The sequence below is a fragment of the Polynucleobacter sp. HIN8 genome, assembly GCF_030297615.1.
Taxonomy (GTDB): Bacteria; Pseudomonadota; Gammaproteobacteria; order Burkholderiales; family Burkholderiaceae; genus Polynucleobacter.
This window is the reverse complement of the sequence record NZ_AP028139.1, coordinates 1,782,295-1,805,943: the sequence shown is the minus strand read 5'-3', so window position 1 is coordinate 1,805,943 and position 23,649 is coordinate 1,782,295. Positions and strand designations below refer to the sequence as shown.

The following is a 23,649-nucleotide window of genomic DNA, read 5'->3' as shown; positions in this document are numbered from 1 at the left end:
CGATAGTGAACAGTTTAAGGCGATTGCCTTTGTGCTTGATCCAAAATTCGCAACAGTGGCTTAAAGCAGCTGTAACGACTCGCAACCGAGCGCGTGTATTTGAGAACTAAGGGAATGTCATTTAAGTAATTTGCTTTGCCGTCTCGATGGTACAAGCGCGCAAAGATACCTAAGACTTTTAGGTGTCGCTGCAGACCCATCCATTCAAAATCACGATAGAAGTCTGCAAAATCAGGAGGAACGTTCAAACCTGCAGCGCGTGCCATTTCCCAATACTCAATTAAAAAATCAAGTACCTCCTCCTCTGTCCATTCAATGTATGCATCGCGTAACAAAGAAACGATGTCATACGTAATTGGCCCATACAAAGCGTCTTGAAAATCTAAAACCCCAGGATTATTTGATGAGCAATGCATAAGATTGCGCGAATGAAAATCACGGTGAACATACACTTGCGTTTGTGAAAGATTATTTTCTTTAATCAACTGAAAGATTGTGTGCAGTTGATTACTTTCTTCATCACTTAGCGTGTATTGAAGGTGGCGTTTCAGATACCATGCATCAAATAGATCTAGCTCGCGCTGGAGGGTTGCATCATCATAGGGGGGCAACACTCCCTCACGACTCGCGCTTTGCATTTGAATTAGTGCTTGGCTAGCGTCTCGATAAAGTACTTTTGCATTACTGGGGGATAAGACACTCAGGTAGGTTTTGTTTCCAAGATCGCTAAGCAGTAGGAACCCTTTTTCTTCGTCTTTCTCAAGAACAAGGGGTACATGGAGTCCAGCTTCTTTCATGAGATTGGCGACCTGAATAAAGGGTAATACTGTCTCCTTATCCGGTGGGGCATCCATCACAATGAGGCTGGGGTATTGTGGGTGGGAGCTGGAAATTCGGAAGTAACGTCGAAAGCTGGCATCTGCAGAAGCGGGAGCCAAACTAGCGGGCTGAAGCCCCCAGCGGCTTTTTAGGCTATTAAGCCATTGATTCATTTGAATTAAGCGATTGTCAGGCATGATCGATTCGTATAATAAGGCTGTCTGGATCCATGAGTCATTATCGCCTTCGCGCCGGCATCAGCGCCTATCTTGCAACCTTAAAGACCCCGTACGTGATCCTGGGCAGGGGTCTATTACTCGGTCTTTTGTTGCTAGCCATGCCATTGAAGGCGCAAAACTTAGGCCCAGTTGTTAATACCATTTCACCATTACTGCCATCACCACAACAAAATCAGACACAGCAGGAATTACAAAAGCAAGCACCCATTCCGATTGGTGAGCCACCGCGACCACTTCCGGTCGGATCATTACCTCCATCGATCTTAGTTCCTAGTCGTGCCGAAGTAACGGTTTTAAAGTTAGACGACCAATTGCGAGTAGGTAAACCAATTCCAGACAGTGAAGCATTGACTTTCTCATTCAGTGATGAAATCGATGGAGTAGTTGATCGTCAAATGAACTTGAAGGGGCGCGCTCAAATTCGGCGCAATGACACTGTCATTAAAGCCGATGAAATTAATTATGACCCCGATACGGATATTGCAAATTTAATTGGTAATGTTGAGTTAATTAAGGGAACCACTCAATTCTCAGGACCGCGTGCTCGCTTTAAGGTCGATGCACGCGAAGGCGAGATGGATAAACCGAAGTACGAGCTTCGAGATGTGCGTGGCCGAGGACAAGCTAACCGATTAACCATCGAGACAGCCGACGTCTTTGTATTTGATAAAGCAACCTATACCACTTGCAGTCCAGAAAACTTGGATTGGTATTTCACGGCCAGTCAAATTGAAGTCGATCAAGAGCAAAAGGAGATGACGGGTCGCAATGGGGTGATGCGGTTTTTTGATGTACCAATTGCATACGCACCTTACTTTAGTCTGCCCACTTCAAATCAACGTCGTTCGGGATTACTATCACCCGTGATTGGTTACAACTCGAATAATGGTTTAGATATTGCGCAGCCGTACTACGTCAATATTGCACCGAATCGTGACTTGATGATCACACCTCGGTTTATGAACCACCGCGGCACTTTGCTAGGTGGTGATTTTCGTTACATCGATCCAAAGTACTCAGGAACCCTAAGTGGGCAGTTCATGAACTACGACAAAATTTTAGGACGTGATCGTTGGAAGTACGATTGGCAACAGCGTCAAATGTTGGGCCGAGCATGGAATGGTTACGCCAATGTCAGTAAGGTATCGGATAGTCTCTATCCGATCGATTTTTCGTATGGCATTGGTGGGGCTGTTACGAATCAGTTTCGGCAAGAGGTGGGTACAAATTATAGCGGGATCAAAAACTGGAATTTCACAGCACGTGCACTGACCTTTCAGACCTTGCAGCCAGATCCAACCTCACCTGTTACATCCCCATACAATATCTTGCCTCAAGTCACGGCAAATTATCGCAACCAGCGTAATCTGACTAGCCCCGGTTCATTTGCAGGGGGATTTAATCGAACCCCCGACATTACCTTTGGTGCTGACTTCACCCGCTTTTCATACAACACCAATAATCTATATGCTCCAGCCTCCGGCATGCCTCAGGGGGGATCATTTAGTCAAGCCGATCGAACCGTGATTCGAGGCAGCATCGCCATGCCACAAATTACCCCCGGATATTATTTAAAGCCAAAACTTAGTTTTCAAGCGAACCAATATTCTGGGATCCTAACAAACAGTCCTTCAACCTCCATCAATCAATCCATTAATCAGCCAATTCAAGGCTTCGCTTTACCAACCCTGAGCTTGGATTCAGGTTTGGCATTTGAGCGTGATGCAACCGAAATGAAAGGCTTTTTTGGACGAGACATGATTGTGACCATGGAGCCGCGGGCCTTTTATGTGTACACGCCATTTCAAAGTCAGGCACAGACTCCGCTTTTTGATACTGCAGATGCGGGCTTTGGTATTACTCAAATATTTAGTGAGAACACCTTTGTGGGTAATGACCGGGTCGCAGATAATAACAAACTAACGATGGGCTTGACCAGCCGTGTTTTAGAAACGAATACGGGTGCAGAGCGTGCCACAGTGACCCTGGCGCAGCGCCAGGATTTCACTGGCCAACGAGTGGGTTTAAATGGAACGATCCAAAACCCCACACGTTACTCCGATACGCTGGGTGCCAGTACGATCCGCTTGCTAGGAAACTTCAACGTCGATTTGTTTGGGCAGTACAACACCCAACTCAATCGCTTTGTGCAAAGCAGTGTTGGCGCAGGGTGGCGACCCACCCCGGGACGTAGCCTCAATTTTGCATATCGTAATGTTTGGAACCCACCAACCGATGGTACGAACTCGGGAGTGACTCAGACTGATCAATACAATGCATTTGGCGAGTGGCCAATATTTAAAAAATATCGTGTATTGGGCCGTTGGGGATACGATGCATTAACTGCCAAGACCCTAAATACCCTTGTGGGATTGCAGTATGACGCAGACTGTTGGACCGCACGCTTTGCATACTCACAAGCCCGAAACACCTCCCAGATCACCACTACCCAAGTCCTTTTTCAATTAGAATTTAGAGGTTTTGCGAGCGTTGGAAATAACCCAGTTGATGTGATGCGCTTAAACGTTCCTGGATACCAGCCAATCGCTAAACCTTTGCCACCTTCGCCCTACGAAAATTATCAATAATGATTTTGTCTTGTGATTCATCCCATAAGTTCAGCATGCCCAGTTATTTAATGGCGTTTGGGTTTTTAGGGCTGTTATTTAGTCAGTCTTTGGGTGCACAAAGCAATCCCTCTGGCAATGAACCGAAGATCATCAATATTGATGGAGTTGTAGCTATTGTCAATACTGGGGTTGTGACGCGTAAAGAGATTGATGATCGAATTGCTTCGATTCAAAAACAAGCACCAGCTGGCGGAAAAAAACTACCAGAGGGCGATGAGTTACGCAAGCAAGTGCTGGAAAACTTGATCTTAGAGAAAATTCAAATTCAAGAAGCGGAGCAAACCGGTTTAGCGGTAAATGAGAAAGAACTCAATAAGATTATTGAAGATATTGCAACCCGAAATAAGTTAACTTTTTCTGAGTTTCGCGATGCGGTGACGAAGTCGGGGGTGAGTTTTCAGCGCTACCGGGAACTGCTTCGTGAAGATGTTCTTAAAGCCCGCTTACGGGAGCGAGAGGTTGATTCACAAATAAAGATCTCGGATGCAGAAATCGATAACTTTATTATTGAGCAGATGCAGCGTCGCGGATCAGAGCCTACTGCAACAGGATCGGGTCCTGAGGAAATTGCAGTTGCTCAAATCTTTGTTCCTGTGGAAGAGGGTGCGGGTCCGAGTGCTCAGGCTGATGCCAGAAAACGCGCTGAGGCCCTATTAAAAGAGGCGCGTGGCGACACTGATTTTATGCAACTGGGCGTACAAGCCAATAAAGAAAATTCTCGCATTAAGTTTCAGGACCTTGGCTATCGAACCCAAGATCGTTTACCTCAAATTTTTGTTGAGGCAGTTCGCAATCTTGGCCCTGGCCAGGTGGCACCATCGGTAGTGCGAAGCCCGGCCGGTTTTCATGTATTGAAGGTAATGGATCGACGCGCTGGTGGTTCAGGCGCACGCGCCGCAACCAGTAATACCAATCCTGCGGATCTCACTCCGCAAAATATGATTGTTACTCAAACGCTAGCGCGACATATTTTGATTCGTCAGCGTCAAGGATTGCAGGACGCGGATGTGGAGCGACGCCTTCAAGGTTATCGCGATCAAATTCGGGCTAAGACCGCTGATTTTGAGGCATTGGCAAAAAAGTTCTCGGAAGATGGCTCTGCCCCGAACGGTGGCTTATTAGGTTGGATGGGTCCTGGTGAGTTGGTCCCCCCATTTGAGATTGCCATGAATCGCTTACAAATTGGTGAAGTTAGCGATCCAGTCAAAACCGAATTTGGTTGGCATTTAATTCAAGTGTTGGAGCGACGCGATGCGCAATTAACGGTTGAGAAGCAGCGCGAGTTTGCGCGTGCTGCGATTCGAGAGCGTAAGTTCGAGCAAGCCTATCAAGACTGGTTACGCCAATTGCGCGATACGGCGACTGTCAAGATTTTGAATTTGGATGAGCAAGTTCGTTAAGCTCGCACTCAGTACTGGAGAGCCCACAGGTATTGGCCCCGAAGTTTCACTAGCGGCTGCCAAAGCCTTTATCGCAGCCCACTCGGATGTGCAAATTAGCCTATTTGGCGATCAGCAGTTATTTGCACATGAGGCATTGCCGCCCCAAATCCAAATTTCGCATACACCTTTAAAAAATCCACCGCAATTTGGTGTTCTGGATTCAGCCAATGCGCAGTACGTACTTTCAGTGATTCGAGCAGCTAGCGAGTCATGTCGAGTTGGCCAGCATCATGCATTAATTACGGCACCGGTCCAAAAAAGTATCCTAGACACACCGCAATCGCCATTTACTGGGCATACCGAGTTCTTGGCTGATCTCGATCAACGGCGCCAAGTTGTCATGATGCTCTGTGGCGAAATCCCCCAGGCCCTCTCTGGCAAAGGGCAGGCTATTGCCTTGCGCGTCGCTCTTGCGACCACGCACTTACCCATTACCCAAGTTGCTGATGCCATCCAGTTCGAGTCTTTATTGAGCACCCTTAAAATCCTGCAGCACGATTTACAGGTGCGCTTTGGTATTGCAAAGCCACGTATTGCGGTGACCGGCTTAAATCCCCATGCCGGGGAGGATGGTCATCTTGGTCGCGAGGAGCTTGAAGTAATTATTCCTGTAATTGAGGCTGCTAAACGTGAAGGAATTCTGGCTTCTGGACCCTATCCAGCCGATACCTTATTTCATGCTGATCGATTGCATTCTTTTGATGCAGTCTTAGCGATGTACCATGACCAAGGTCTAACCCCCTTTAAGTTTGCTAGCTTTACAGAGGGAGTGAATGTTACCTTGGGTCTATCCTATATCCGAACGTCCGTTGATCATGGCACGGCCTTAGATATCGCCGGACAGAGTAAGGCAGATTGGCGCAGTATGTTTGCCGCTCTAAGACTCGCCAGAGAGTTGGCTCTCACGAAATTGAATCACGATGCATCGAGCTCGTAAGCGCTTTGGTCAGAACTTCCTGATGGATCAGGGAGTGATTACTGCGATTGTGAATGCCTTAAATCCTACGCCCGGCATGCACGTTTTGGAAATTGGTCCAGGATTGGGCGCCTTAACCCGACCTTTACTTGAGCGCCTTGAAAAACTCGAAGTTCTTGAGATTGATCGCGACATTGTTCATACATGGCAAGAGGCAAAACAGCGAGAGGGACTGGACGGACTCCTTATTCATGAGGGGGATGCCCTTCAATTTGATTTTGCGAACTGGGCGAAACAAGCCAAGTTAACGAAAGAGCGATGTGCCTTGATTGGTAACCTGCCATATAACATCTCATCGCCTTTACTATTTCATCTGATTGCAGCTGCGCCATGGGTCGATGAACAAATCTTTATGTTGCAAGCTGAAGTGGTTGAGCGTATCACTGCACCAGCGGGTGACTCGGAGTACAGCCGCTTATCGGTCATGCTGCAAGCAAGGTACCACGTGGATTACTTAATGGATGTGCCGCCGACTGCGTTTGAGCCACAACCCAAAGTAGATTCCGCAGTGATTCGGATGATTCCTAAAGCCGATTTTTCTTTAACATCAGCGCAATGGGATGCGCTCAGTCAGGTTGTGGCCATGGCTTTTTCGCAGCGCCGAAAAATGCTACGCAGTAATTTACAGAGTGTTTCTCAGCAATTAAATCTCACAGATGCCGAGTTAAAAGCCCGCGCTCAAGATATTTCGGTGGAGCGTTATATTCAGTGGGCCTTGATGCTGTCAGGAAAATGATTATTTGGCTTGATAAGCCGCTGGGTCAATTCGCCGCATTTCACCTTCGATCCAGGTTTCTACAGCCTCGTGTAATTGATCCCCAGATTTTCCCTGGGAGGGGATTGATGGTCCAATTGAGACTGTAATGAGTCCAGGGTATTTTAAAAAGCTATTTCGTGGCCAGAAGCGCCCGGCATTATGTGCGACCGGTAATACGGTTGCACCTGTGAGTCCGGCTAAGCGGGCTCCACCTTTGCGATAGGGCTTATGGGATCCAACGGGCGTACGGGTACCCTCTGGAAATAAAATCATCCACTTACCGGCCTTTAAACGATTTTTTCCTTGATTGGCAACCGATATTGCAGAGCTACCTGCATCAGAGCGATTGATATGAATCATATTGAGTAAGCCAATTACCCAACCAAAAAATGGAATCCAAAGTAGTTCGCGTTTAAAAACATAGCAAAGATCTTTAGGAAAGATCTGTAAAAACGCAATGGTTTCCCACGCCGATTGGTGCTTACTGAGAATTACGACAGGCTGATCAATTACTGCTTGAATATTTTCTTTTCCTAGAACTTCAAACCGAAGCCCACAAAAGAATTGCAGGAAAAAAATAATACTTCGACCCCAGAACTGAATGATGCGATAGCGGGTGTGTTCGTTTATAAATGGAAAAATAATTAAGCAAAAAACCGCATAAAACGGCGTGTACGTTATTAGACTAATAAAAAAAAGAAGAGAGCGCAGCCAAATCATGGGAGAGCTAGGATCGATTGCGCAAAACCCATTAAATCCGCATGAATCTGGGTATTACTGGGTAACTCAGTTCTCTTAACATCTTGACCTTTTCCTGTTAAGACCAAGTGCGGACTGGCGCCAAGGGCTGTCCCAGCTAAAAGATCGCGTAGTGAATCGCCCACGATCGGAACATTGCTTAATGGCAAAGTAGGGTTTGCGGGACTTTTTAAATAGCGATTCGCAATTTGCTGCATTAAGCCAGGTTTAGGCTTGCGGCAATCGCAGTGATCGGCATCGGTATGGGGGCAAAAGAAAATACTATCGATCTTGCCACTCAGTGGTTTGAGCAAATCCATCATCTTTTGATGCATCGCATGCAATTCACTTAAGGTGTAATAGCCGCGTGCAATACCCGATTGGTTGGTGGCAATGGTTAGCGTATAGCCTGCCTGAGAAAGTAATGCAATCGCCTCTAGGCTATTCGGTATTGGGATCCACTCCTCGCATGATTTGACATAATCATCACGATCTTGATTAATCACTCCATCACGATCCAAAATAATGAGCTTATCGACTCTGACTGTCATGCAAGTTTGCCAATATCGGCGACCAAATTCATTTGTTGGTGGAGACGTTGCAGTAGGGCAAGACGATTATTGCGAAGCCCGATGTTCTCATCCATCACCATGACATCCGCAAAGAATTGATCAATTGGTTCACTAAGCGCAACAAGATCTTGCAGTAAATTAAAAAACTGTTGGGCTTGGAGCTGTTGATCAAGGCGCGGCTGCAGTTCTGTAAGAGCGGCATACAAATTCTGTTCTGCTGCAATGGAAAGCAAACTCGGGTTGATATCGGTATTTGGTTTACCTTCCACTTTTTTCAGAATATTGCTAATTCGCTTATTGGCGCTGGCAAGCGAATTTGCTTGGGGTAGCTGATTAAAGGCTCGAATTGCCAACAAACGTGCAATCAGATCGTTGATTCTATCTGGATGGGTGCTTAGTACCGCATCAATCTCTGCGAAACTAAAGGCAGCCCCCTCAATCACTTGATCTTTTAAGTATGCTTTTAATCGATCCAGAATAAACTGATAGATAACCTCTTCATCAATCTCAACCTTCAAAGCCAGATTTGAAAACTGCTGCTTCGCAAGCCCAATCAGTTGCATCAGATTGAGCGGTAGATTCTTTTCCAATAGTAGACGGCAAATTCCCAAGGCATGGCGACGCAGTGCATAGGGGTCCTTATCGCCAGTGGGTGCAAGACCGACACCCCAAATCCCAATAATGGTTTCTAACTTATCGGCGATTGCCAATACGGTTCCCACTAAGGTTTGCGGTAGGGAATCCCCAGCAAATCGGGGGAGATAGTGTTCGTAACACGCGGCAGCGACATCCGGCGCTTCATGATTCGCTAAGGCGTAGTAACGCCCCATGACCCCTTGTAGTTCGGGGAACTCACCAACCATCTCCGTTAATAGATCAGCTTTAGCGAGTTGTGCGGCACGGTCAACCTCCTGAAGCTTAAGCTGTGATCCAGCTTGATTTAGGTTGCTAGCAATTTCATTGGCCAATGCTCGGACTCGCTCTGAGCGTTGCAGTTGATTTCCTAATTGATTATGATAAATCACCTTGGCTAAATCAGGAATACGTGATTCCAAAGTACGTTTCTGATCTTGAAGATAAAAGAAGCGAGCATCCGCCAAACGGGGGCGAATAACGCGCTCATTCCCAGAAATAATTGACTCTGGCTGATCCGTTTGTATATTCGAGACGATAAGGAAGCGATTGCTTAGCTTGCCGTCTTGATTAGTTAAGGCAAAGTATTTCTGATTGGTTTGCATTGTCAAAATTAAGCATTCCTGAGGAACTTCCAAAAACTCGGGATCAAATTCGCAGCTGTAGATCGCCGGATACTCTACCAAGGCGGTGACCTCATCCAAAAGAGCATCTGGCATTAGGACCCGCAAGCCCTTGGCAGCCTTTTGTAACTCAGACTCAATGTAAGCACGGCGCTTGCCAAACGATGCAATCACCTTAGCGCTTTCGAGCTGGGACTCGTACTGCTGCGCATCACGAATAGTTATCATCCCGGAAGATAAAAAACGATGCCCCTCGGTTTGCTTACTGGCATCAATCCCCAAAGCATGGATTGCAAGTGTCTTTGATCCGTGAAGAGCAATAATGCGGTGTACAGGTCTAGCAAATTGAATCTCTTCAATCGCCCCAGACGGTACTGTGATTTGATAATGCATCATTTTTGCGATTGGTAAATGATCAATGGCAGCAATCAAAGCCTGTTGTATGGCCGACTCAAGGCATGCACCTGTAGCAATCGTATTTAAGTAGAGCGCCTCATTTTTACCTTCACCGCTACGTTCCAATTGATCGAGCGGGGTATCGGGGTGACCTAAGCTCACTAACTTTTTTGTAAGCGCTTGACTGGGTTTACCTTGCGCATCAAAGGCAATGGAGAGTGGTAAGAGTTTCTCGCGCACCGGATAATCGGGCGCTTGATCTAAAACATCGCTAATCAGCACTGCTAAACGTCTTGGGCTGGCAAATGACTGATAAGCGCTACTGGCGCTTAGCAACTGGGCTTTATTTAAACTTTCGTAAATTGATTGCGAAAGGGATTCGCCCAACCGTTTGAGTGATTTTGGTGGGAGTTCTTCGGTAAATAATTCGAGCAGCAAGGGAGGGTGGTTCATATGAAGATCAATGCCTTAATGCGCTTTACTTTGCAACATAGGAAAGCCTAGTTGTTCACGTGACTCGTAATACGCTTGCGCGACTAAGCGCGACAGATTACGAATACGACCAATATAGGCAGCACGTTCCGTTACGGAGATAGCCCCACGGGCATCGAGAAGATTAAAGGTATGAGCCGCTTTTAAAACCATCTCATACGCTGGCAGTGCAAGCGCATGCTCCATTAAGCGCTTTGCTTCACTCTCGTAATGATTAAAGTTTGCAAACAGAAAGTCTGTATTAGAGTGTTCGAAGTTATAGCGTGACTGCTCTACTTCATTTTGGTGATAAACATCACCATAGCTTACGCCCTCTGTCCAGACTAGATCAAACACATTGGAGCAGTTTTGCAAGTACATCGCTAAGCGTTCTATTCCGTAGGTAATTTCACCCAATACCGGTTTGCAATCCAAACCACCCACTTGCTGAAAATACGTAAACTGAGTCACTTCCATCCCATTGAGCCAAACCTCCCAGCCAAGGCCCCACGCCCCTAAGGTTGGGTTCTCCCAGTCGTCTTCCACGAAACGAATATCGTTTTGCTTTAGATCAAGCCCCAAGGCTTTTAAAGAGCCTAAATACAAATCCAAAATATTGGCAGGCGCTGGTTTTAAAACCACTTGATATTGATAGTAGTGCTGTAAACGATTTGGGTTTTCTCCATAACGACCATCTTTGGGACGTCTTGAGGGCTGAACATAGGCTGCTTTCCATGGTTCAGGACCAATGGCTCGTAAAAAAGTGGCTGTATGCGAGGTGCCGGCCCCAACTTCGAGATCGATGGGCTGTAACAGCGCACAACCTTGTTGGTCCCAATAATCTTGAAGTTTGAGAATAATTTGTTGAAACGTTAGCATGCGACACAATGATTTTTTAGATAAGACCTTGATTTTACTCGGCAAACCAAGGACTCGTTAAAAAATCAGTTCGGTTGCGATCTGCGCCAATAACCAATCCCCAGAGCAAAAACAACCAAGATCAAAATCGGCCAGTTGCCCCAGATCACATAAGGCGTCTGTCCTTCAAAGGCTTGCACTCGAATATCAAGTTCGCCTTGAACAAATTGCGAAAGGCTTGCTACAACTCGGCCGCGCTGATCAATCAGGGCGGTGATCCCGGTATTGGTAGCACGTAAACTGGGTAGACCGGTTTCGAGAGAGCGTAATTGGGAGAGGCGCAGTTGCTGCATGGGGGCTTGCGATTGGCCAAACCAAGCCAAGTTCGTAACGTTCACTAAAAGATTAACTGGTTCTCGGCTATTACGAATTCGGGTGGCGATTTCATTGCCAAAAATATCTTCATAGCAGATTGAGATGGCCGCATAAAGCGGGCGATCTGGATTGGCGCTGGGGCGGATCGAAAATGGGGCTTGATCAATCGATCCTCTTGCAAAGTCACTCATCGGCACTTTAAATGCATCCACAAACCACTGAAAGCCTGGAGGTATAAATTCACCAAAAGGAACTAAGTGATATTTATCGTAGTGGTAGATGGGCTGTTGGTTCGAAAAGCCACTGACTCGATTGGAGTACTGAACCGCAGTATCGCCTTTTGCGCTTTTGCCAATTAAGCCAAGTAATACATGGCTATTTGTCTCATTTGCAAATATTTGAATACGTTCAATTGACTGATTGGGAATGTCCGTCTCAGGCCAGGGAAATGCAGTCTCAGGGACAATAATTAAATCGGCTGGGGCTTTAATAATTTGATCCCGATAAAAATGGATTTGTTTTAGGATTTCAGCGGGATTAAATTTGAGGTTTTGTTCAAAGTTCCCCTGAATCAATCGCACTGAGATGGGTAAGTCTTTGGGGCTAGTGAACGACCAAATTCCCAAAACCTGGACAATTGCAACCACTCCCACTACGCCAGCGATATTTCGTAGTCGGGGCTGACTCAATTGTGAGGCGGCCCAGATAAATAAAAAGGTACAGGCTAAGCCACCGAAGTAAGGTGCGATATTTGCAAAAGGACCATTCACTTGCGACTCGGCAAACCCCATCCACGGAAAGCCAGTAAATATCTGACCTCGCAAATACTCGGTGAGTACCCATGCCGCAGGAATCGCCAGGGATCGCCACGCAGAATAAGTGACCTGCTTTGCAATGAGGTTGGCTAATCCAAAATAGACTGCCATTAGACTAGCTAGGGCAAGAACAGCAAGGCTTGATAACCATACTGCCATTCCACCGACATCGTGAAGGCTAATAAAAATCCACCAAAGAGCAGGCACAAAATAACCCAGACCAAGTAAGAATCCATCGCGAAAAACTTGGTCTAATCTTGATTCACTGCTTCGGTCTAATAGGTATAGAGCGTAAGCAAATAAAGGAATTTGAAAGTAACCACTAAGGGGAAGCTCACTCGCGACCGCTAAAAGAACCCCTAAAAAAACAAGTAAGGCGCTGTAAATAATCGGATTGGCCTGTCGACTACTTTGCAATTACGATTCGGTAGCAGAAGCGTTGGAGGGTGCAATGCGACGCATCAAAAGAATATGCACTTGACGAGGGTCGGCACGCTGTACTTCAAATTCAAAACCATCAATACGAACCCGCTCGCCAAATTTTGGCACTCGACCTAGATGTTGAATCACCAGCCCAGCTACGGTTTCTACGTCCTCTGCTGAAAAGTCCGTCTTTAGCTCTTCATTAAGCTGCTCAAGCTCGGTCATACCTTTGATTCGATAATCACCATTTTTTAAGACGGTGATGTTGTCAGATTCCTCATCGATGTCATGCTCATCCTCGATGTCGCCAACAATTTGCTCAATCACATCTTCAATCGTAATCATTCCAGCCACGCCACTGTACTCGTCAACCACAATGGCCAGATGATTGCGATTATTACGAAAGTCTTTGAGAAGGACGCTTAAGCGTTTTGATTCAGGAATAAAAACAGCCGGCCGTAGCCAGTCACGAATTTGAAAATCTTTTTCTGTGAAATGCCGTAAGAGATCTTTGGCTAATAGAATGCCGATGACTTGATCGCGATGACCCTCATAGACTGGGAAGCGCGAATGACCTGTTTTGACGACATCTGCAATGATTTGTGCCAGAGGTGCATTGATATCAATCCAGTCAATTTGGGCCCGAGGCAACAACACATCGCGAGCGGATAATTCGCCAACCTGAAATACTCCCTCGATCATAGAAAGCGCATCGGCATCCATGAGCCCATCGGCTTGGGCTTCACGAAGCGTTTCAATCAGCTCTTTACGCTGCGCTTTTGGATCAGAAGACTGGTCAGAAAAAAACGCGCTTAGGCGATCAATTAGATTATTTGACATAAATTAATAGACAGCATAAAACATTTTTATGACAGTCAATCACAATGTTCATTTTTAGTAGGGATTTGGATAACCAAGCGATTGTAAGATTTTGATCTCAAGTGCTTCCATGCAGCTGGCATCCTTTGGCTTTAAATGATCATAGCCTTTCGCATGTAAGCAGCCATGAATCAAAAGATGGGCTAGGTGTGCCACGAGCGATTTTTGTTGTTCTTTAGCTTCTGCGCGCAGAATTGGTAAACATAAAACAATGTCTGCTTCAATCGATTTCCCTTGTGTTGGGTAGGAAAAGGTGAGGACATTGGTGGGCTTATCAAAGCCCCGAAAAAATAAATTAAGGTCATGAGCCTCAGCTTTATTGACAAAACGAATCGTAAGTGTTGCATTATTTTGAAAACAGACTCCAACCCATTTACGGATTTGCGCCATGCTCACAATAGCTAAAACCTGGTTTTGTAGGGCTTGCGTTGCAAACTGAAGATCAAGGCTAAGGGTTCGGCGCATTAATCAATTTAGACTAAAGAATGAACAATTTCACCGCGTAGGGTGTGCTTTAGAACCTCGGTGACTTTAACCTCGAGCATCTGCCCAATCCATTGATCGATTGCGCTTTGATCGGAATCACCCTCAGGGATGATGATATTAACCACGCGATTGTTCTCGGTACGTCCTAGAAGGTGTGCGTTATCCCGCGTTAAGCCCTCAATTAACACCCGCTCATGATTACCAAGCATAGCCTGACTGACTGTGAGTGCTTGAGAATCAATTTGGGCGATTAAACGCTGCAAACGTTTTAACTTCATTTCATAGGGCGTGTCGTCTTCCAGATTGGCTGCGGGAGTACCAGGCCTAGGGCTAAAGATGAATGAGTAGCTGTTATCAAACTGAAGTTCAGTCACCATATCCATCAGCTTTTCAAAGTCAGCTTCTGTCTCACCTGGAAAGCCTACAATGAAATCGCTCGAGAGTGAGAGCTTGGGCCGCACTGAACGCATTTTACGAATAATGCTTTTGAACTCTAAGCTCGTATAGCCCCGCTTCATGGCCGACAAAATTTTATCCGAGGCGTGCTGCACTGGAAGGTGTAGATGACTGACTAACTGGGGGACGCGATCATAAACATCAATGAGGCGCTGAGTAAATTCTTTGGGGTGACTGGTGGTAAATCGAATGCGCTCTAGACCTGGGATCTCAGACATGTACTCAAGGAGCAAGGCAAAATCAGCAATCTCAGATGTTTGTCCCATGCGACCACGATAGGCATTGACGTTTTGCCCTAAAAGGGTGATCTCTTTAACGCCCTGCTCGGTCAGACCCACAATTTCGGTGAGGACATCCTCAAAGGGACGAGATACCTCCTCCCCACGGGTATAGGGCACTACGCAGTAGCTGCAATATTTGGAACAACCTTCCATGATGGAAACAAAGGCGGAGCCTTTGGTCTGACGTGAGCGGGGTAGGTGATCAAATTTTTCAATCTCTGGAAATGAGATATCCACTTGTGATTGGCCGGTAGCGAGTCGCTGATCAATTAATTTTGGTAAACGGTGCAGGGTTTGCGGACCAAAGACAAAATCCACATGCGGTGCACGATTAATAATTTGTTTGCCTTCTTGGCTAGCAACGCATCCACCCACACCAATTAAAAGATCGGGTTTTAGCTGCTTTAGCTCCCTTAGGCGCCCCAAATCAGAGAACACCTTTTCTTGGGCTTTTTTTCGGATCGAGCAGGTATTGAGCAAGATGACATCGGCATCGTCGATTTCATCGGTTTGATCCATGCCTTGGGTGGAATGAAGGACATCGGCCATTTTTTCCGAGTCATACTCATTCATTTGGCAGCCAAATGTCTTGATATAGAGCTTTTTCATACGCCGATCTCAGGTTTATAACTGGGGGCAAGACTTCTATTGTAGGCGATTCTCAAGCATTTTAGGCCTTGAAATCGGTCAAGACGCCCCAACATATAAAAAGTTCAAAAAAAGATCTAAAAAGGACTTATTGATGAGTACAGTAAAAGAAACCCTTGGTTTTCAGGCCGAAGTAAAACAGCTTTTGCAGTTGATGATCCATTCCTTGTATTCGAATAAGGAAATCTTTTTGCGAGAGCTGATTTCAAACGCCTCGGATGCCGCTGATAAGTTACGCTTTGAGGCGATGACCCATTCTGACTGGTATGAGTCAGACCCCGAGTTAAAAATCAAAATCAGCTTCAATAAAGAGGCTAGAACCATCACGATTAGTGATAACGGAATCGGCATGAGCCGTGATGAGGTGATTGCTAATTTAGGAACCATTGCGCGATCGGGGACGAAAGAGTTTTTTACAAAACTCTCGGGTGATCAGCAAAAGGATGCGGCCCTGATTGGTCAGTTTGGTGTTGGCTTCTATTCAGCATTTATTGTGGCTGACAACATCATCGTGGAAACACGACGTGCCGGCTTACCCGCATCCGAGGGTGTGCGCTGGGAATCCCAGGGTGCTGGAGAGTTCACGATTGAAACCATCAATCGTCCTGAGCGTGGCACTTCGATCACCTTGCACTTGCGCGAGGGTGAAGACGAGTTACTGTCTTCTTGGAAATTGAAATCCATCATTCGCAAATACTCGGATCATATTTCTTTGCCAATCCAAATGCATAAAGAGGAATGGGACGAAGAAAAAAAAGAGCAGGTCACAAAAGATGAGTTTGAGACCATCAATCAAGCCACTGCCCTGTGGGCTAGACCTAAGTCAGAGATTTCTGATGAGCAGTACAAAGAGTTCTATAAACACATCTCCCATGACTTTGAGGACCCATTAACGTATTCGCATAATCGGGTTGAAGGGCGCAGTGAATTCACCCAGCTCTTATTCATTCCAAAGAAAGCCAACTTTGATCTCTGGGATCGCAATAAGCGCAATGGCATCAAGCTTTACGTTAAACGCGTTTTTATCATGGACGATGCCGAACAGCTCATGCCAATGTATCTTCGTTTTGTCACTGGCGTGATTGATTCTGCTGACTTACCACTGAATGTCTCACGCGAAATCTTACAAGAATCACGTGATGTTAAAAGTATCCGAGAGAGCTCAACCAAGCGGGTTTTAACCATGCTCGAGGAATTGGCTAATAGTGAGGATGTTGCTAAAAAAGAGCAGTACGCTGATTTTTGGAAGGAGTTTGGTCAGGTCCTTAAAGAGGGGATCGGCGAGGATGTAGGCAATCAAGAGCGGATCGCAAAACTAGCACGCTTTGCCAGTACGCACACCGATTCTTCCGAGCAAACCGTAACTCTTGCCGATTACGTCAGTCGTATGAAAGAGGGGCAAGATAAGATTTATTACGTCACTGGAGAATCCTATATTGCTGCCAAAAACAGCCCCCATTTGGAAATCTTTAAGAAAAAAGGCGTAGAAGTTTTATTGCTATCCGATCGGGTTGATGAGTGGCTGTTGTCCTATTTCCATGAGTTTGACGGTAAAGCCTTGGTATCCGTTGCAAAAGGTGGTCTTGATCTTGGTGCCTTAGCCGATGAAGCTGAGAAAAAAGAACAAAAAGAAACCGAAGAGCAATATAAAGATCTCATTGAGCGCATGAAAAAATCACTCGATGGCAAGGTGAAGGATGTGCGTGTTACCTTACGTTTGACGGATTCACCGGCGTGTTTAGTCGCCGATGAGCATGAACTTTCTGCTAACCTATTGCGGATGCTCAAGGCTGCGGGTCAGCAAGCACCGGATAGCAAACCGATCTTAGAAATTAATCCACAACACCCCTTAGTTCTAAAACTAAAATACGAGGATAAGCAATTTGACGATTGGGCAACGATTTTGTTTGATCAGGCATTGCTTGCGGAAGGGGGTCAGTTACAAGATCCCGCTGGATATGTAAAACGGATTAATCAAATGCTACTAGCATAAGGATTGGTTATGAGAGCAGTGGTATCTCGATTTGGTAGCGGTCATTTTCAGCAGGCCCTTGAGGTCGGCAATGATCATTTTGTCTCCGATATTGATGAGGCGAAGGGTGGTAATTCTTCAGGCCCATCGCCCCATGAGTATCTAGGTGCTGCTTTAGCTGCCTGCACAGGCATGACCCTCAAAATGTACGCCCAGAGAAAATCGTGGGATCTGCAAGATGCAATCGTAACCGTCGATATTGAGCGAGTTAACGACATCGAAAAATTTAAACGCTCCATCAAGCTGGTGGGCGTGGTGGACGCGGAACAATCACAACGTCTACTGGAGATTGCCAATAAGTGCCCTGTTCATAAGGCACTTACTGGCACGATTGAAATTAATACTGAATTACTTTGAGCCCGATGAGGAGCTACTGGAGTTGGTAGAGCTTGCTTTACCAGCTTGATAGCCTTTGTTGTATTGGGCTTGCTTGTCTTTCTCATACATGTCATACACATAGCCAGAGGCTGCACCAACTGCTGCGCCACCCACCGCACCCCAAATTGGGTTGCTATGGAAAATCGCAGCACCGACAGCGCCTGCGGTTGCGCCAATTGCGCCACCCGATAAAGTACGCTGCTGAGTAGTGTCCATATTGGAGCAACCACTGATTAGCAATGCTGAACCAAGAATGATGGGAATAAATTTTTTCATGATCACGTTCTCCTAAAGAAATGACTATTTGCCACAGGGGTAGCGGCCAGCAAGATATCGAAGTGCGCTATCTGCTGCAGGGGTATTGGCGAACTGCTGATTTTGCTTAGCCCAATTGACGTAATCAGCGATTACGCTATCGATCGGAGGGGCGGGTTGCTTTAAACAAATGAAAGGTTTTGCATTGGTGGGATGGCGTGTCACTAAATAAGTGTCGTAAATCGCCGTTGAGTAACCAACACAAAATGATCGGTATTCCGAGCTGGCGGGCAATTGACAGTACTTCACGAGCTCTTGCGTACTTAGGGCTTGATTTTGGGCCATTGTTGGCGAACTCAAAGCAAGGCCAAACCCCAGCAATAAAAACAGTTTTTTCATTATTAGTCCTTTAAAAAAGCAAAATTGCACCACATGGGTGCAAATTGATGAATCAATTGCCCCACTACAAAACATAATACTCAAAACTAATTAATAAAAGTAGGGGTATTTCATGGATGCAATGAAATCTGGGGCAGATGTCCTATTCATTTTGTTGGGCGCAATTATGGTGTTGGCGATGCATGCCGGTTTTGCATTTTTAGAGCTTGGTACCGTTCGCAAGAAAAATCAAGTCAATGCCCTAATTAAGATTTTGGTGGATTTTTCAGTATCTACCATTGCCTATTTCTTTATTGGGTACAGCATCGCTTACGGTGTTCATTTTTTCTTCAGCGCTGAACTGCTCGCTCAGAAAAGTGGCTTTGATCTCGTTAAATTTTTCTTCTTACTGACATTTGCTGCTGCAATTCCAGCCATCATTTCCGGTGGAATCGCAGAGCGTGCCAAATTTAATCCTCAATTAATTGCTACTTTTGTGATTGTTGGTTTTGTGTACCCATTTTTTGAAGGCATTACATGGAATCAGCATTATGGAATTCAAACTTGGATTAAAGAGCTGACCGGCGATGAATTCCATGATTTTGCCGGGTCCATCGTGGTTCATGCGGTTGGTGGTTGGTTGGCTTTGCCAGCGATCTTGTTATTGGGTGCGCGACGTGGGCGATATTCGAAAGAGGGTCAAATTGCAGCACATCCACCCTCAAGCATTCCATTTTTAGCATTAGGCGCTTGGATCCTAACAGTCGGTTGGTTTGGTTTTAATGTGATGAGTGCGCAAACCATTGATAAAGTGAGCGGTTTGGTTGCCCTGAACTCTCTAATGGCCATGGTTGGCGGCACTCTTGCAGCATGGTTTGTAGGACGTAATGATCCAGGATTTTCCTACAATGGACCGCTAGCAGGATTAGTGGCGGTTTGTGCCGGCTCCGATTTAATGCATCCACTGGGTGCGCTCATCGTCGGATTAGTTGCTGGTGCCTTATTTGTTTACATGTTCACTAAAGTACAAAATCGTTGGAAGATCGATGATGTGCTGGGCGTTTGGCCGTTGCATGGCTTATGTGGTTTATGGGGCGGAATCGCAGCAGGAATCTTTGGCAGCACTGCGTTAGGCGGACTTGGTGGAGTCAATGTCCTTGCCCAAACGATCGGGAGTCTATTGGGGGTGACGATTGCACTGCTTGGGGGTTTCCTGGTTTACGGACTTCTTAAAGTAACGATTGGAATTCGGATGTCTCAAGAAGATGAATACGACGGCGCTGACCTGAGTATTCATAAAATCTCTGCCACCCCAGATCGTGACTCTAATTGGTAGCCCAGACTCTCTATAATTAGGGCATGGCAATTTATGAGTTAGATGGGATATCTCCAGAATTAGGCGAAGGCGCCTGGGTGGCGGACTCTGCCGAGGTGATTGGGCGTGTTCATCTCGGCAAAAACGCCAATGTCTGGCCACGTGTGGTGATTCGGGGCGATAACGAGCCGATTCGGATTGGGGCCGGTACCAATGTTCAAGATTCTGCAGTTTTGCATTCTGACTATGGGTGGCCGCTAACTTTGGGCGAGAACGTCTCGATTGGTCACCAGGCTATGGTGCACGGGTGCACGATTGGTGATGGCAGCCTGATTGGAATTAACGCGATTGTCCTTAACGGTGCCAAGATTGGTAAAAATTGCTTGGTTGGTGCTGGTGCGTTAGTCACAGAAGGAAAAGAATTCCCGGACGGTTCTTTAATTATTGGATCACCTGCAAAAGCAGTCAAATCATTAAGTCCAGAGCAAATTGCTGAGATGAATCGCATCTCCTCGCATTACGTAGAGAACGCTGCACGTTACCGTAAAACCCTCAAGAAAATTTCCTAGGTTTTCATTGCTTCACGTTCTTAACGTCATTATTCCGATCTTTGCCCTAATCTTGGCAGGATATATTTGCGGCAAAACGGGTAAATTAAGTCCAAACGCATCGACCGAAATCAATCGGTTTGTCGTGTGGCTTGCATTGCCTGCGCAAATGTTTGACTTTACTGCGCACAGTAATTGGCAGGAGCTTTGGCAACCAGGATTCATTATTGCGTTTAGCTCGGGTGCGATCTTAGTCTACTTAGCACTCCTGATTTATTACCGAATTCAGACCAAAGATTGGACCGTTGCGAGTTTTCAAAGCTTGAGTGGCTCGTATGCGAACACTGGGTATATGGGCATTCCGCTACTACTACTCGCTTTTGGTGAGAGCGGCCTTGGACCCGCCGTGATTGCAACCTTGATTGTGGTGTGCGCACTCTTTGCAGTAGCCATTATTTTTATTGAGCTTGGTGTGCACGCCAAAAAGCCGTTTGGTGAAATTATTCAAACGGTTGGAAAATCCTTAGCCACCAATCCTCTATTGGTAGCACCTTTTTGTGGGGCTCTTTGGGCAACAACTGGTTTAGAGCTCTATGGACCACTGCGCCAGTTTGTCAGTTTTTTAGGAGCCGCAGCTAGTCCTTGTGCATTGGTTTCAATTGGATTATTTTTAGTTCAAAAAACTGCCGCACCCGCAAAGACCACTTGGAGTCTGGTGTTTGTAAAACTGATCTTGCAACCATTCATCGTTTGGGTGGTAGCTGATCCGATCTTAGGATTGCCAACATTTTGGGTCTATGCGGCTGTCTTGGTGAGTGCTTTACCAACGGGCACAGGCCCATTCATGCTAGCTCAATATTACCGAGCCGACGGTTCCCTGATCTCACGTGTTGTATTAATTACTACCCTAGGCTCTTTATTCACGCTATCGATTTTGGTGTGGTGGATGACGCCTAGCTAGGCTCTGGATTTTTTCCTTCTGCATCCACTTGGTGCTCCCAAGAGGCATTGATAAACGCGGGGAGCTGCATGCAATTCTGCGTAATACGGTGTAAGGTCGGATAACCACTAAAACTAATCTTGGCATCGAAGGCATTAAAGACTTGCGGTACTAAAAAAACGTCAGCGATTGTCGGTTGATCGCCATAACAAAATTGACCAACGCGCGGATCTTTTGAAAGCCGTTTTTCAAGGCTGGCGAGCCCCTTGTCGACCCAATGGTTGTACCAGGTTAAACGCTGTTCATCACTAATTCCGAGTTTTCCAACGAGATACCGTAGAACGCGAAGATTGTTGATGGGATGAATATCCGCAGCGATATCTTGAGCCAAACCACGAACCCATGCTCGATCCTCGATCTTGGTTGGCAATAAGGCTGGTTTAGGATATTTTTCCTCGAGGAATTCAATGATGGCCGCTGATTGATGCAAGGTAACACCTGCATCAATATAGAGCGGTACTAAACCATTTGGGTTTAGAGCTTGATAGGATTCTTGGAGCTGTTCACCACCGCCCTTGCGAAGGTGAACCGGAATTACCTCATATTCAATCCCTTTGAGATTGAGTGCAATCCGCACCCGAAAGGCAGCGGAGCTCCGCCAGAAGCTATACAGAGTTGGTTTCATTAGAACGATGCTACCGCACCATCGCTTCTTGGATCCCAGCCACCTTTGAGGATGCCTGATGGCTCACGAATAATGCAACCCGCGTGTCCAACCGTTTCATCAAGCTCAGCCAAGATCTCAATGTCATGTCCCATCTCTCGAAGTTGTTGAACTAGCGCTGGATCAAAACGGGATTCCAATTTCAGCGTATCACTGGTTTGTCCCCACGTGCGGCCCAGAAGCCAACGGGGACGACTAATCGCATCTTGAGGATCGAGTCCATAGATGGCAGTTCGCGTAAATACTGCGCACTGGGTTTGTGGTTGGCCATCACCACCCATCGTTCCGTAAACCATAGACCGGCCATCTTTAAATAATGCAAGTGCAGGATTTAAGGTATGAAATGGCTTGCGGTAAGGCAATAGGGTATTAAGCGCTTTAGGATCTAATGAAAAGCTACAACCGCGGTTTTGCCAGTTAATGCCTGATTTTGGTAAAACAATTCCAGAGCCGAACTCATGATAAATACTTTGAATGAAAGAAACGCACCGGCCTTCGCCATCAATTACGCCCATCCAAATGGTGTCTGCGGGTCCTCGACCGGCGCCCCAAGGCAGAGCACGTTGACGATCTACTTGATTGGCGAGTGTTTTTAAAAAGCTGTGCGATAAAAATTCTTGGGCATGCTTTTGCATATAGGCAGGATCCGTAATATGTTGATCACGGATCTTGAACGCCTGTTTGGTGGCCTCCACACAATGATGAACATATTCTGGGCTGTCGACTGCAAATTGCTTGAGTTTGAGTTGATCCAAAATGCCTAGAATCATTAGTGATACTACCCCTTGGGTTGGAGGCGTCATGTTGTACACATCTGCCAAACTGTGCGCTAGGTGTAGGGGGTTAATCAATTTTGCTTGGTGGCGTTGCAGATCATCAAGGCGCAGTGGACTGCCCAACTGTTTAAGCTCTTTTGCGATTAGCTCTGCGAGCTCTCCACGGTAATAATCATTGGTCCCTTTTTTGGCGATTTGACGTAAGGTATTCGCAAGTCGCTTTTGATAAAACACGCTGCCAGTCGCTGGAGACTTGCCTTTTACTAAGAAGGTTTCTGAGAATCCAGGTTGTGGACTCAGCTCAACCCGTTTTTTCTCAGTGAGGGCAGATTGACTATGGGTGACTGGGACACCATGTTCAGCATAATGAATCGCATCCTCGAGTAAACGGGATAAGGGTAATCTGCCACCCAAGCTCTTTTTGGAAAGATCAAAGGCTGCTCCCCATCCTGAAATGGTGCCTGCAACCGTATTCGCTGCGACTGGCCCGCGAAATGGAATAGCTCCCGTGATTCCTTGCTCTTGATACCACGAGCGAGTAGCCAAACCAGCGGCACCGCCGCAGGCGTCGATGCCACCCATTGCTTTACCAGGTGCATGAATCACCCAAAAAGAGTCGCCACCAATTGAGTTCATATGTGGATAAACAACCGCAATGGTGGCAGCTGCAGAAATCATAGCCTCAAGGGCATTACCCCCTTCGCGCAAGACAGCAAGTGCTGATTGTGAAGCGAGCGAGTGGGGCGCAACGGCCATTCCACGGATACCCCATTTTGGTTGCATAGC

General features: G+C 46.3%; 22 protein-coding genes. 9 read left to right on the top strand and 13 right to left on the bottom strand.

Annotated features, from left to right (window positions below; all coding sequences use genetic code 11):
• Positions 1 to 14: 14 nt before the first annotated feature.
• Positions 15 to 1,016 carry an aminoglycoside phosphotransferase family protein gene (locus QUE65_RS09400; RefSeq protein WP_286280855.1) on the bottom strand — a complete coding sequence of 334 codons (1,002 nt, stop codon included), beginning with the start codon at positions 1,014 to 1,016 and terminating at the stop codon, positions 15 to 17.
• Positions 1,017 to 1,048: 32 nt separating this feature from the next.
• Here QUE65_RS09400 and QUE65_RS09395 point away from each other — a divergent pair, with 32 nt between their 5' ends.
• From QUE65_RS09395 to rsmA, 4 genes are read left to right on the top strand one after another with little or no spacing between them, the layout of a single operon-like run.
• A complete protein-coding gene (locus tag QUE65_RS09395; RefSeq protein WP_286280853.1) occupies positions 1,049 to 3,646 on the top strand; it encodes an LPS-assembly protein LptD in 2,598 nt (865 codons plus the stop codon).
• A 35-nt stretch (positions 3,647 to 3,681) separates the two neighbouring features.
• A complete protein-coding gene (locus QUE65_RS09390; RefSeq protein WP_286280851.1) occupies positions 3,682 to 5,088 on the top strand; it encodes a peptidylprolyl isomerase in 1,407 nt (468 codons plus the stop codon).
• Positions 5,072 to 6,067 carry a 4-hydroxythreonine-4-phosphate dehydrogenase PdxA gene (gene pdxA / locus QUE65_RS09385; RefSeq protein WP_286280850.1) on the top strand — a complete coding sequence of 332 codons (996 nt, stop codon included), beginning with the start codon at positions 5,072 to 5,074 and terminating at the stop codon, positions 6,065 to 6,067. The genes QUE65_RS09390 and pdxA overlap by 17 nt, the downstream gene beginning before the upstream one ends.
• On the top strand, positions 6,051 to 6,842 hold the full coding sequence (rsmA, locus tag QUE65_RS09380) for a 16S rRNA (adenine(1518)-N(6)/adenine(1519)-N(6))-dimethyltransferase RsmA (RefSeq protein ID WP_286280849.1): 792 nt from the start codon (positions 6,051 to 6,053) through the stop codon (positions 6,840 to 6,842). The genes pdxA and rsmA overlap by 17 nt, the downstream gene beginning before the upstream one ends.
• Here rsmA and QUE65_RS09375 read toward each other — a convergent pair whose 3' ends face one another.
• From QUE65_RS09375 to miaB, 8 genes are all read right to left on the bottom strand, one after another.
• The gene (locus QUE65_RS09375; protein ID WP_286280848.1) at positions 6,843 to 7,583 is read right to left on the bottom strand and encodes a lysophospholipid acyltransferase family protein; all 741 of its coding nucleotides are present in this window, start codon (positions 7,581 to 7,583) and stop codon (positions 6,843 to 6,845) included.
• Positions 7,580 to 8,152, bottom strand: a complete 573-nt coding sequence (gmhB, locus tag QUE65_RS09370) for a D-glycero-beta-D-manno-heptose 1,7-bisphosphate 7-phosphatase (RefSeq protein ID WP_286280847.1) — start codon at positions 8,150 to 8,152, stop codon at positions 7,580 to 7,582. The genes QUE65_RS09375 and gmhB overlap by 4 nt, the downstream gene beginning before the upstream one ends.
• The gene (gene glyS / locus QUE65_RS09365; RefSeq protein WP_286280846.1) at positions 8,149 to 10,278 is read right to left on the bottom strand and encodes a glycine--tRNA ligase subunit beta; all 2,130 of its coding nucleotides are present in this window, start codon (positions 10,276 to 10,278) and stop codon (positions 8,149 to 8,151) included. The genes gmhB and glyS overlap by 4 nt, the downstream gene beginning before the upstream one ends.
• Positions 10,279 to 10,293: 15 nt before the next feature.
• Entirely contained in the window at positions 10,294 to 11,175 is an 882-nt protein-coding gene (gene glyQ / locus QUE65_RS09360; protein ID WP_286280845.1) for a glycine--tRNA ligase subunit alpha, read from the bottom strand.
• Positions 11,176 to 11,240: 65 nt separating this feature from the next.
• A complete protein-coding gene (gene lnt, locus QUE65_RS09355) occupies positions 11,241 to 12,761 on the bottom strand; it encodes an apolipoprotein N-acyltransferase (protein ID WP_286280844.1) in 1,521 nt (506 codons plus the stop codon).
• On the bottom strand, positions 12,762 to 13,607 hold the full coding sequence (locus QUE65_RS09350) for an HlyC/CorC family transporter (RefSeq protein WP_286280843.1): 846 nt from the start codon (positions 13,605 to 13,607) through the stop codon (positions 12,762 to 12,764). It abuts the gene before it with no gap.
• Positions 13,608 to 13,661: 54 nt separating this feature from the next.
• Positions 13,662 to 14,111, bottom strand: coding sequence for an rRNA maturation RNase YbeY (gene ybeY, locus QUE65_RS09345; protein WP_286280842.1), 450 nt, complete (start codon positions 14,109 to 14,111; stop codon positions 13,662 to 13,664).
• Positions 14,112 to 14,119: 8 nt separating this feature from the next.
• Entirely contained in the window at positions 14,120 to 15,478 is a 1,359-nt protein-coding gene (gene miaB, locus QUE65_RS09340) for a tRNA (N6-isopentenyl adenosine(37)-C2)-methylthiotransferase MiaB (protein ID WP_286280841.1), read from the bottom strand.
• Between the two features lie 133 nt (positions 15,479 to 15,611).
• Here miaB and htpG point away from each other — a divergent pair, with 133 nt between their 5' ends.
• Complete coding sequence (gene htpG / locus QUE65_RS09335) at positions 15,612 to 17,510, top strand: molecular chaperone HtpG (RefSeq protein ID WP_286280840.1); 1,899 nt, start codon at positions 15,612 to 15,614, stop codon at positions 17,508 to 17,510.
• Between the two features lie 9 nt (positions 17,511 to 17,519).
• Positions 17,520 to 17,906, top strand: a complete 387-nt coding sequence (locus QUE65_RS09330; protein ID WP_286280839.1) for an OsmC family protein — start codon at positions 17,520 to 17,522, stop codon at positions 17,904 to 17,906.
• Here QUE65_RS09330 and QUE65_RS09325 read toward each other — a convergent pair.
• Positions 17,898 to 18,203 carry a glycine zipper domain-containing protein gene (locus QUE65_RS09325; RefSeq protein ID WP_251371846.1) on the bottom strand — a complete coding sequence of 102 codons (306 nt, stop codon included), beginning with the start codon at positions 18,201 to 18,203 and terminating at the stop codon, positions 17,898 to 17,900. The genes QUE65_RS09330 and QUE65_RS09325 overlap by 9 nt on opposite strands.
• 24 nt (positions 18,204 to 18,227) lie before the next feature.
• Positions 18,228 to 18,581: a Rap1a/Tai family immunity protein gene (locus QUE65_RS09320; protein ID WP_215370227.1), complete on the bottom strand. Its 354-nt coding sequence runs from the start codon at positions 18,579 to 18,581 to the stop codon at positions 18,228 to 18,230.
• 112 nt (positions 18,582 to 18,693) lie between these two features.
• Between QUE65_RS09320 and QUE65_RS09315 the strand changes: the two genes are divergently transcribed.
• Genes QUE65_RS09315 through QUE65_RS09305 form a run of 3 tightly spaced genes read left to right on the top strand, consistent with a single transcriptional unit; the run spans position 18,694 to position 21,384 of the window.
• Positions 18,694 to 19,896, top strand: a complete 1,203-nt coding sequence (locus QUE65_RS09315; RefSeq protein ID WP_286280838.1) for an ammonium transporter — start codon at positions 18,694 to 18,696, stop codon at positions 19,894 to 19,896.
• 23 nt (positions 19,897 to 19,919) lie between these two features.
• On the top strand, positions 19,920 to 20,444 hold the full coding sequence (locus QUE65_RS09310; protein WP_215370222.1) for a gamma carbonic anhydrase family protein: 525 nt from the start codon (positions 19,920 to 19,922) through the stop codon (positions 20,442 to 20,444).
• Between the two features lie 7 nt (positions 20,445 to 20,451).
• Positions 20,452 to 21,384 carry an AEC family transporter gene (locus QUE65_RS09305; RefSeq protein ID WP_286280834.1) on the top strand — a complete coding sequence of 311 codons (933 nt, stop codon included), beginning with the start codon at positions 20,452 to 20,454 and terminating at the stop codon, positions 21,382 to 21,384.
• On the opposite strand, the gene maiA is transcribed toward QUE65_RS09305, so the two are convergent.
• On the bottom strand, positions 21,377 to 22,048 hold the full coding sequence (gene maiA, locus QUE65_RS09300) for a maleylacetoacetate isomerase (RefSeq protein WP_286280833.1): 672 nt from the start codon (positions 22,046 to 22,048) through the stop codon (positions 21,377 to 21,379). The two genes, QUE65_RS09305 and maiA, sit on opposite strands and share 8 nt — an antisense overlap.
• Complete coding sequence (locus QUE65_RS09295; RefSeq protein WP_286280832.1) at positions 22,048 to 23,646, bottom strand: gamma-glutamyltransferase family protein; 1,599 nt, start codon at positions 23,644 to 23,646, stop codon at positions 22,048 to 22,050. The genes maiA and QUE65_RS09295 overlap by 1 nt, the downstream gene beginning before the upstream one ends.
• Between the last annotated feature and the right edge of the window lie 3 nt (positions 23,647 to 23,649).

Bases quoted from the DNA above. Each gene is read 5' to 3' on its own strand.
- QUE65_RS09400 (WP_286280855.1), bottom strand. From the start codon at position 1,016: ATGCCTGACAATCGCTTAATTCAAATGAATCAATGGCTTAATAGCCTA.
- QUE65_RS09395 (WP_286280853.1), top strand. From the start codon at position 1,049: ATGAGTCATTATCGCCTTCGCGCCGGCATCAGCGCCTATCTTGCAACC.
- QUE65_RS09390 (WP_286280851.1), top strand. From the start codon at position 3,682: ATGCCCAGTTATTTAATGGCGTTTGGGTTTTTAGGGCTGTTATTTAGT.
- pdxA (WP_286280850.1), top strand. From the start codon at position 5,072: ATGAGCAAGTTCGTTAAGCTCGCACTCAGTACTGGAGAGCCCACAGGT.
- rsmA (WP_286280849.1), top strand. From the start codon at position 6,051: ATGCATCGAGCTCGTAAGCGCTTTGGTCAGAACTTCCTGATGGATCAG.
- QUE65_RS09375 (WP_286280848.1), bottom strand. From the start codon at position 7,583: ATGATTTGGCTGCGCTCTCTTCTTTTTTTTATTAGTCTAATAACGTAC.
- gmhB (WP_286280847.1), bottom strand. From the start codon at position 8,152: ATGACAGTCAGAGTCGATAAGCTCATTATTTTGGATCGTGATGGAGTG.
- glyS (WP_286280846.1), bottom strand. From the start codon at position 10,278: ATGAACCACCCTCCCTTGCTGCTCGAATTATTTACCGAAGAACTCCCA.
- glyQ (WP_286280845.1), bottom strand. From the start codon at position 11,175: ATGCTAACGTTTCAACAAATTATTCTCAAACTTCAAGATTATTGGGAC.
- QUE65_RS09350 (WP_286280843.1), bottom strand. From the start codon at position 13,607: ATGTCAAATAATCTAATTGATCGCCTAAGCGCGTTTTTTTCTGACCAG.
- ybeY (WP_286280842.1), bottom strand. From the start codon at position 14,111: ATGCGCCGAACCCTTAGCCTTGATCTTCAGTTTGCAACGCAAGCCCTA.
- miaB (WP_286280841.1), bottom strand. From the start codon at position 15,478: ATGAAAAAGCTCTATATCAAGACATTTGGCTGCCAAATGAATGAGTAT.
- htpG (WP_286280840.1), top strand. From the start codon at position 15,612: ATGAGTACAGTAAAAGAAACCCTTGGTTTTCAGGCCGAAGTAAAACAG.
- QUE65_RS09330 (WP_286280839.1), top strand. From the start codon at position 17,520: ATGAGAGCAGTGGTATCTCGATTTGGTAGCGGTCATTTTCAGCAGGCC.
- QUE65_RS09325 (WP_251371846.1), bottom strand. From the start codon at position 18,203: ATGAAAAAATTTATTCCCATCATTCTTGGTTCAGCATTGCTAATCAGT.
- QUE65_RS09320 (WP_215370227.1), bottom strand. From the start codon at position 18,581: ATGAAAAAACTGTTTTTATTGCTGGGGTTTGGCCTTGCTTTGAGTTCG.
- QUE65_RS09315 (WP_286280838.1), top strand. From the start codon at position 18,694: ATGGATGCAATGAAATCTGGGGCAGATGTCCTATTCATTTTGTTGGGC.
- QUE65_RS09310 (WP_215370222.1), top strand. From the start codon at position 19,920: ATGGCAATTTATGAGTTAGATGGGATATCTCCAGAATTAGGCGAAGGC.
- maiA (WP_286280833.1), bottom strand. From the start codon at position 22,048: ATGAAACCAACTCTGTATAGCTTCTGGCGGAGCTCCGCTGCCTTTCGG.
- QUE65_RS09295 (WP_286280832.1), bottom strand. From the start codon at position 23,646: ATGCAACCAAAATGGGGTATCCGTGGAATGGCCGTTGCGCCCCACTCG.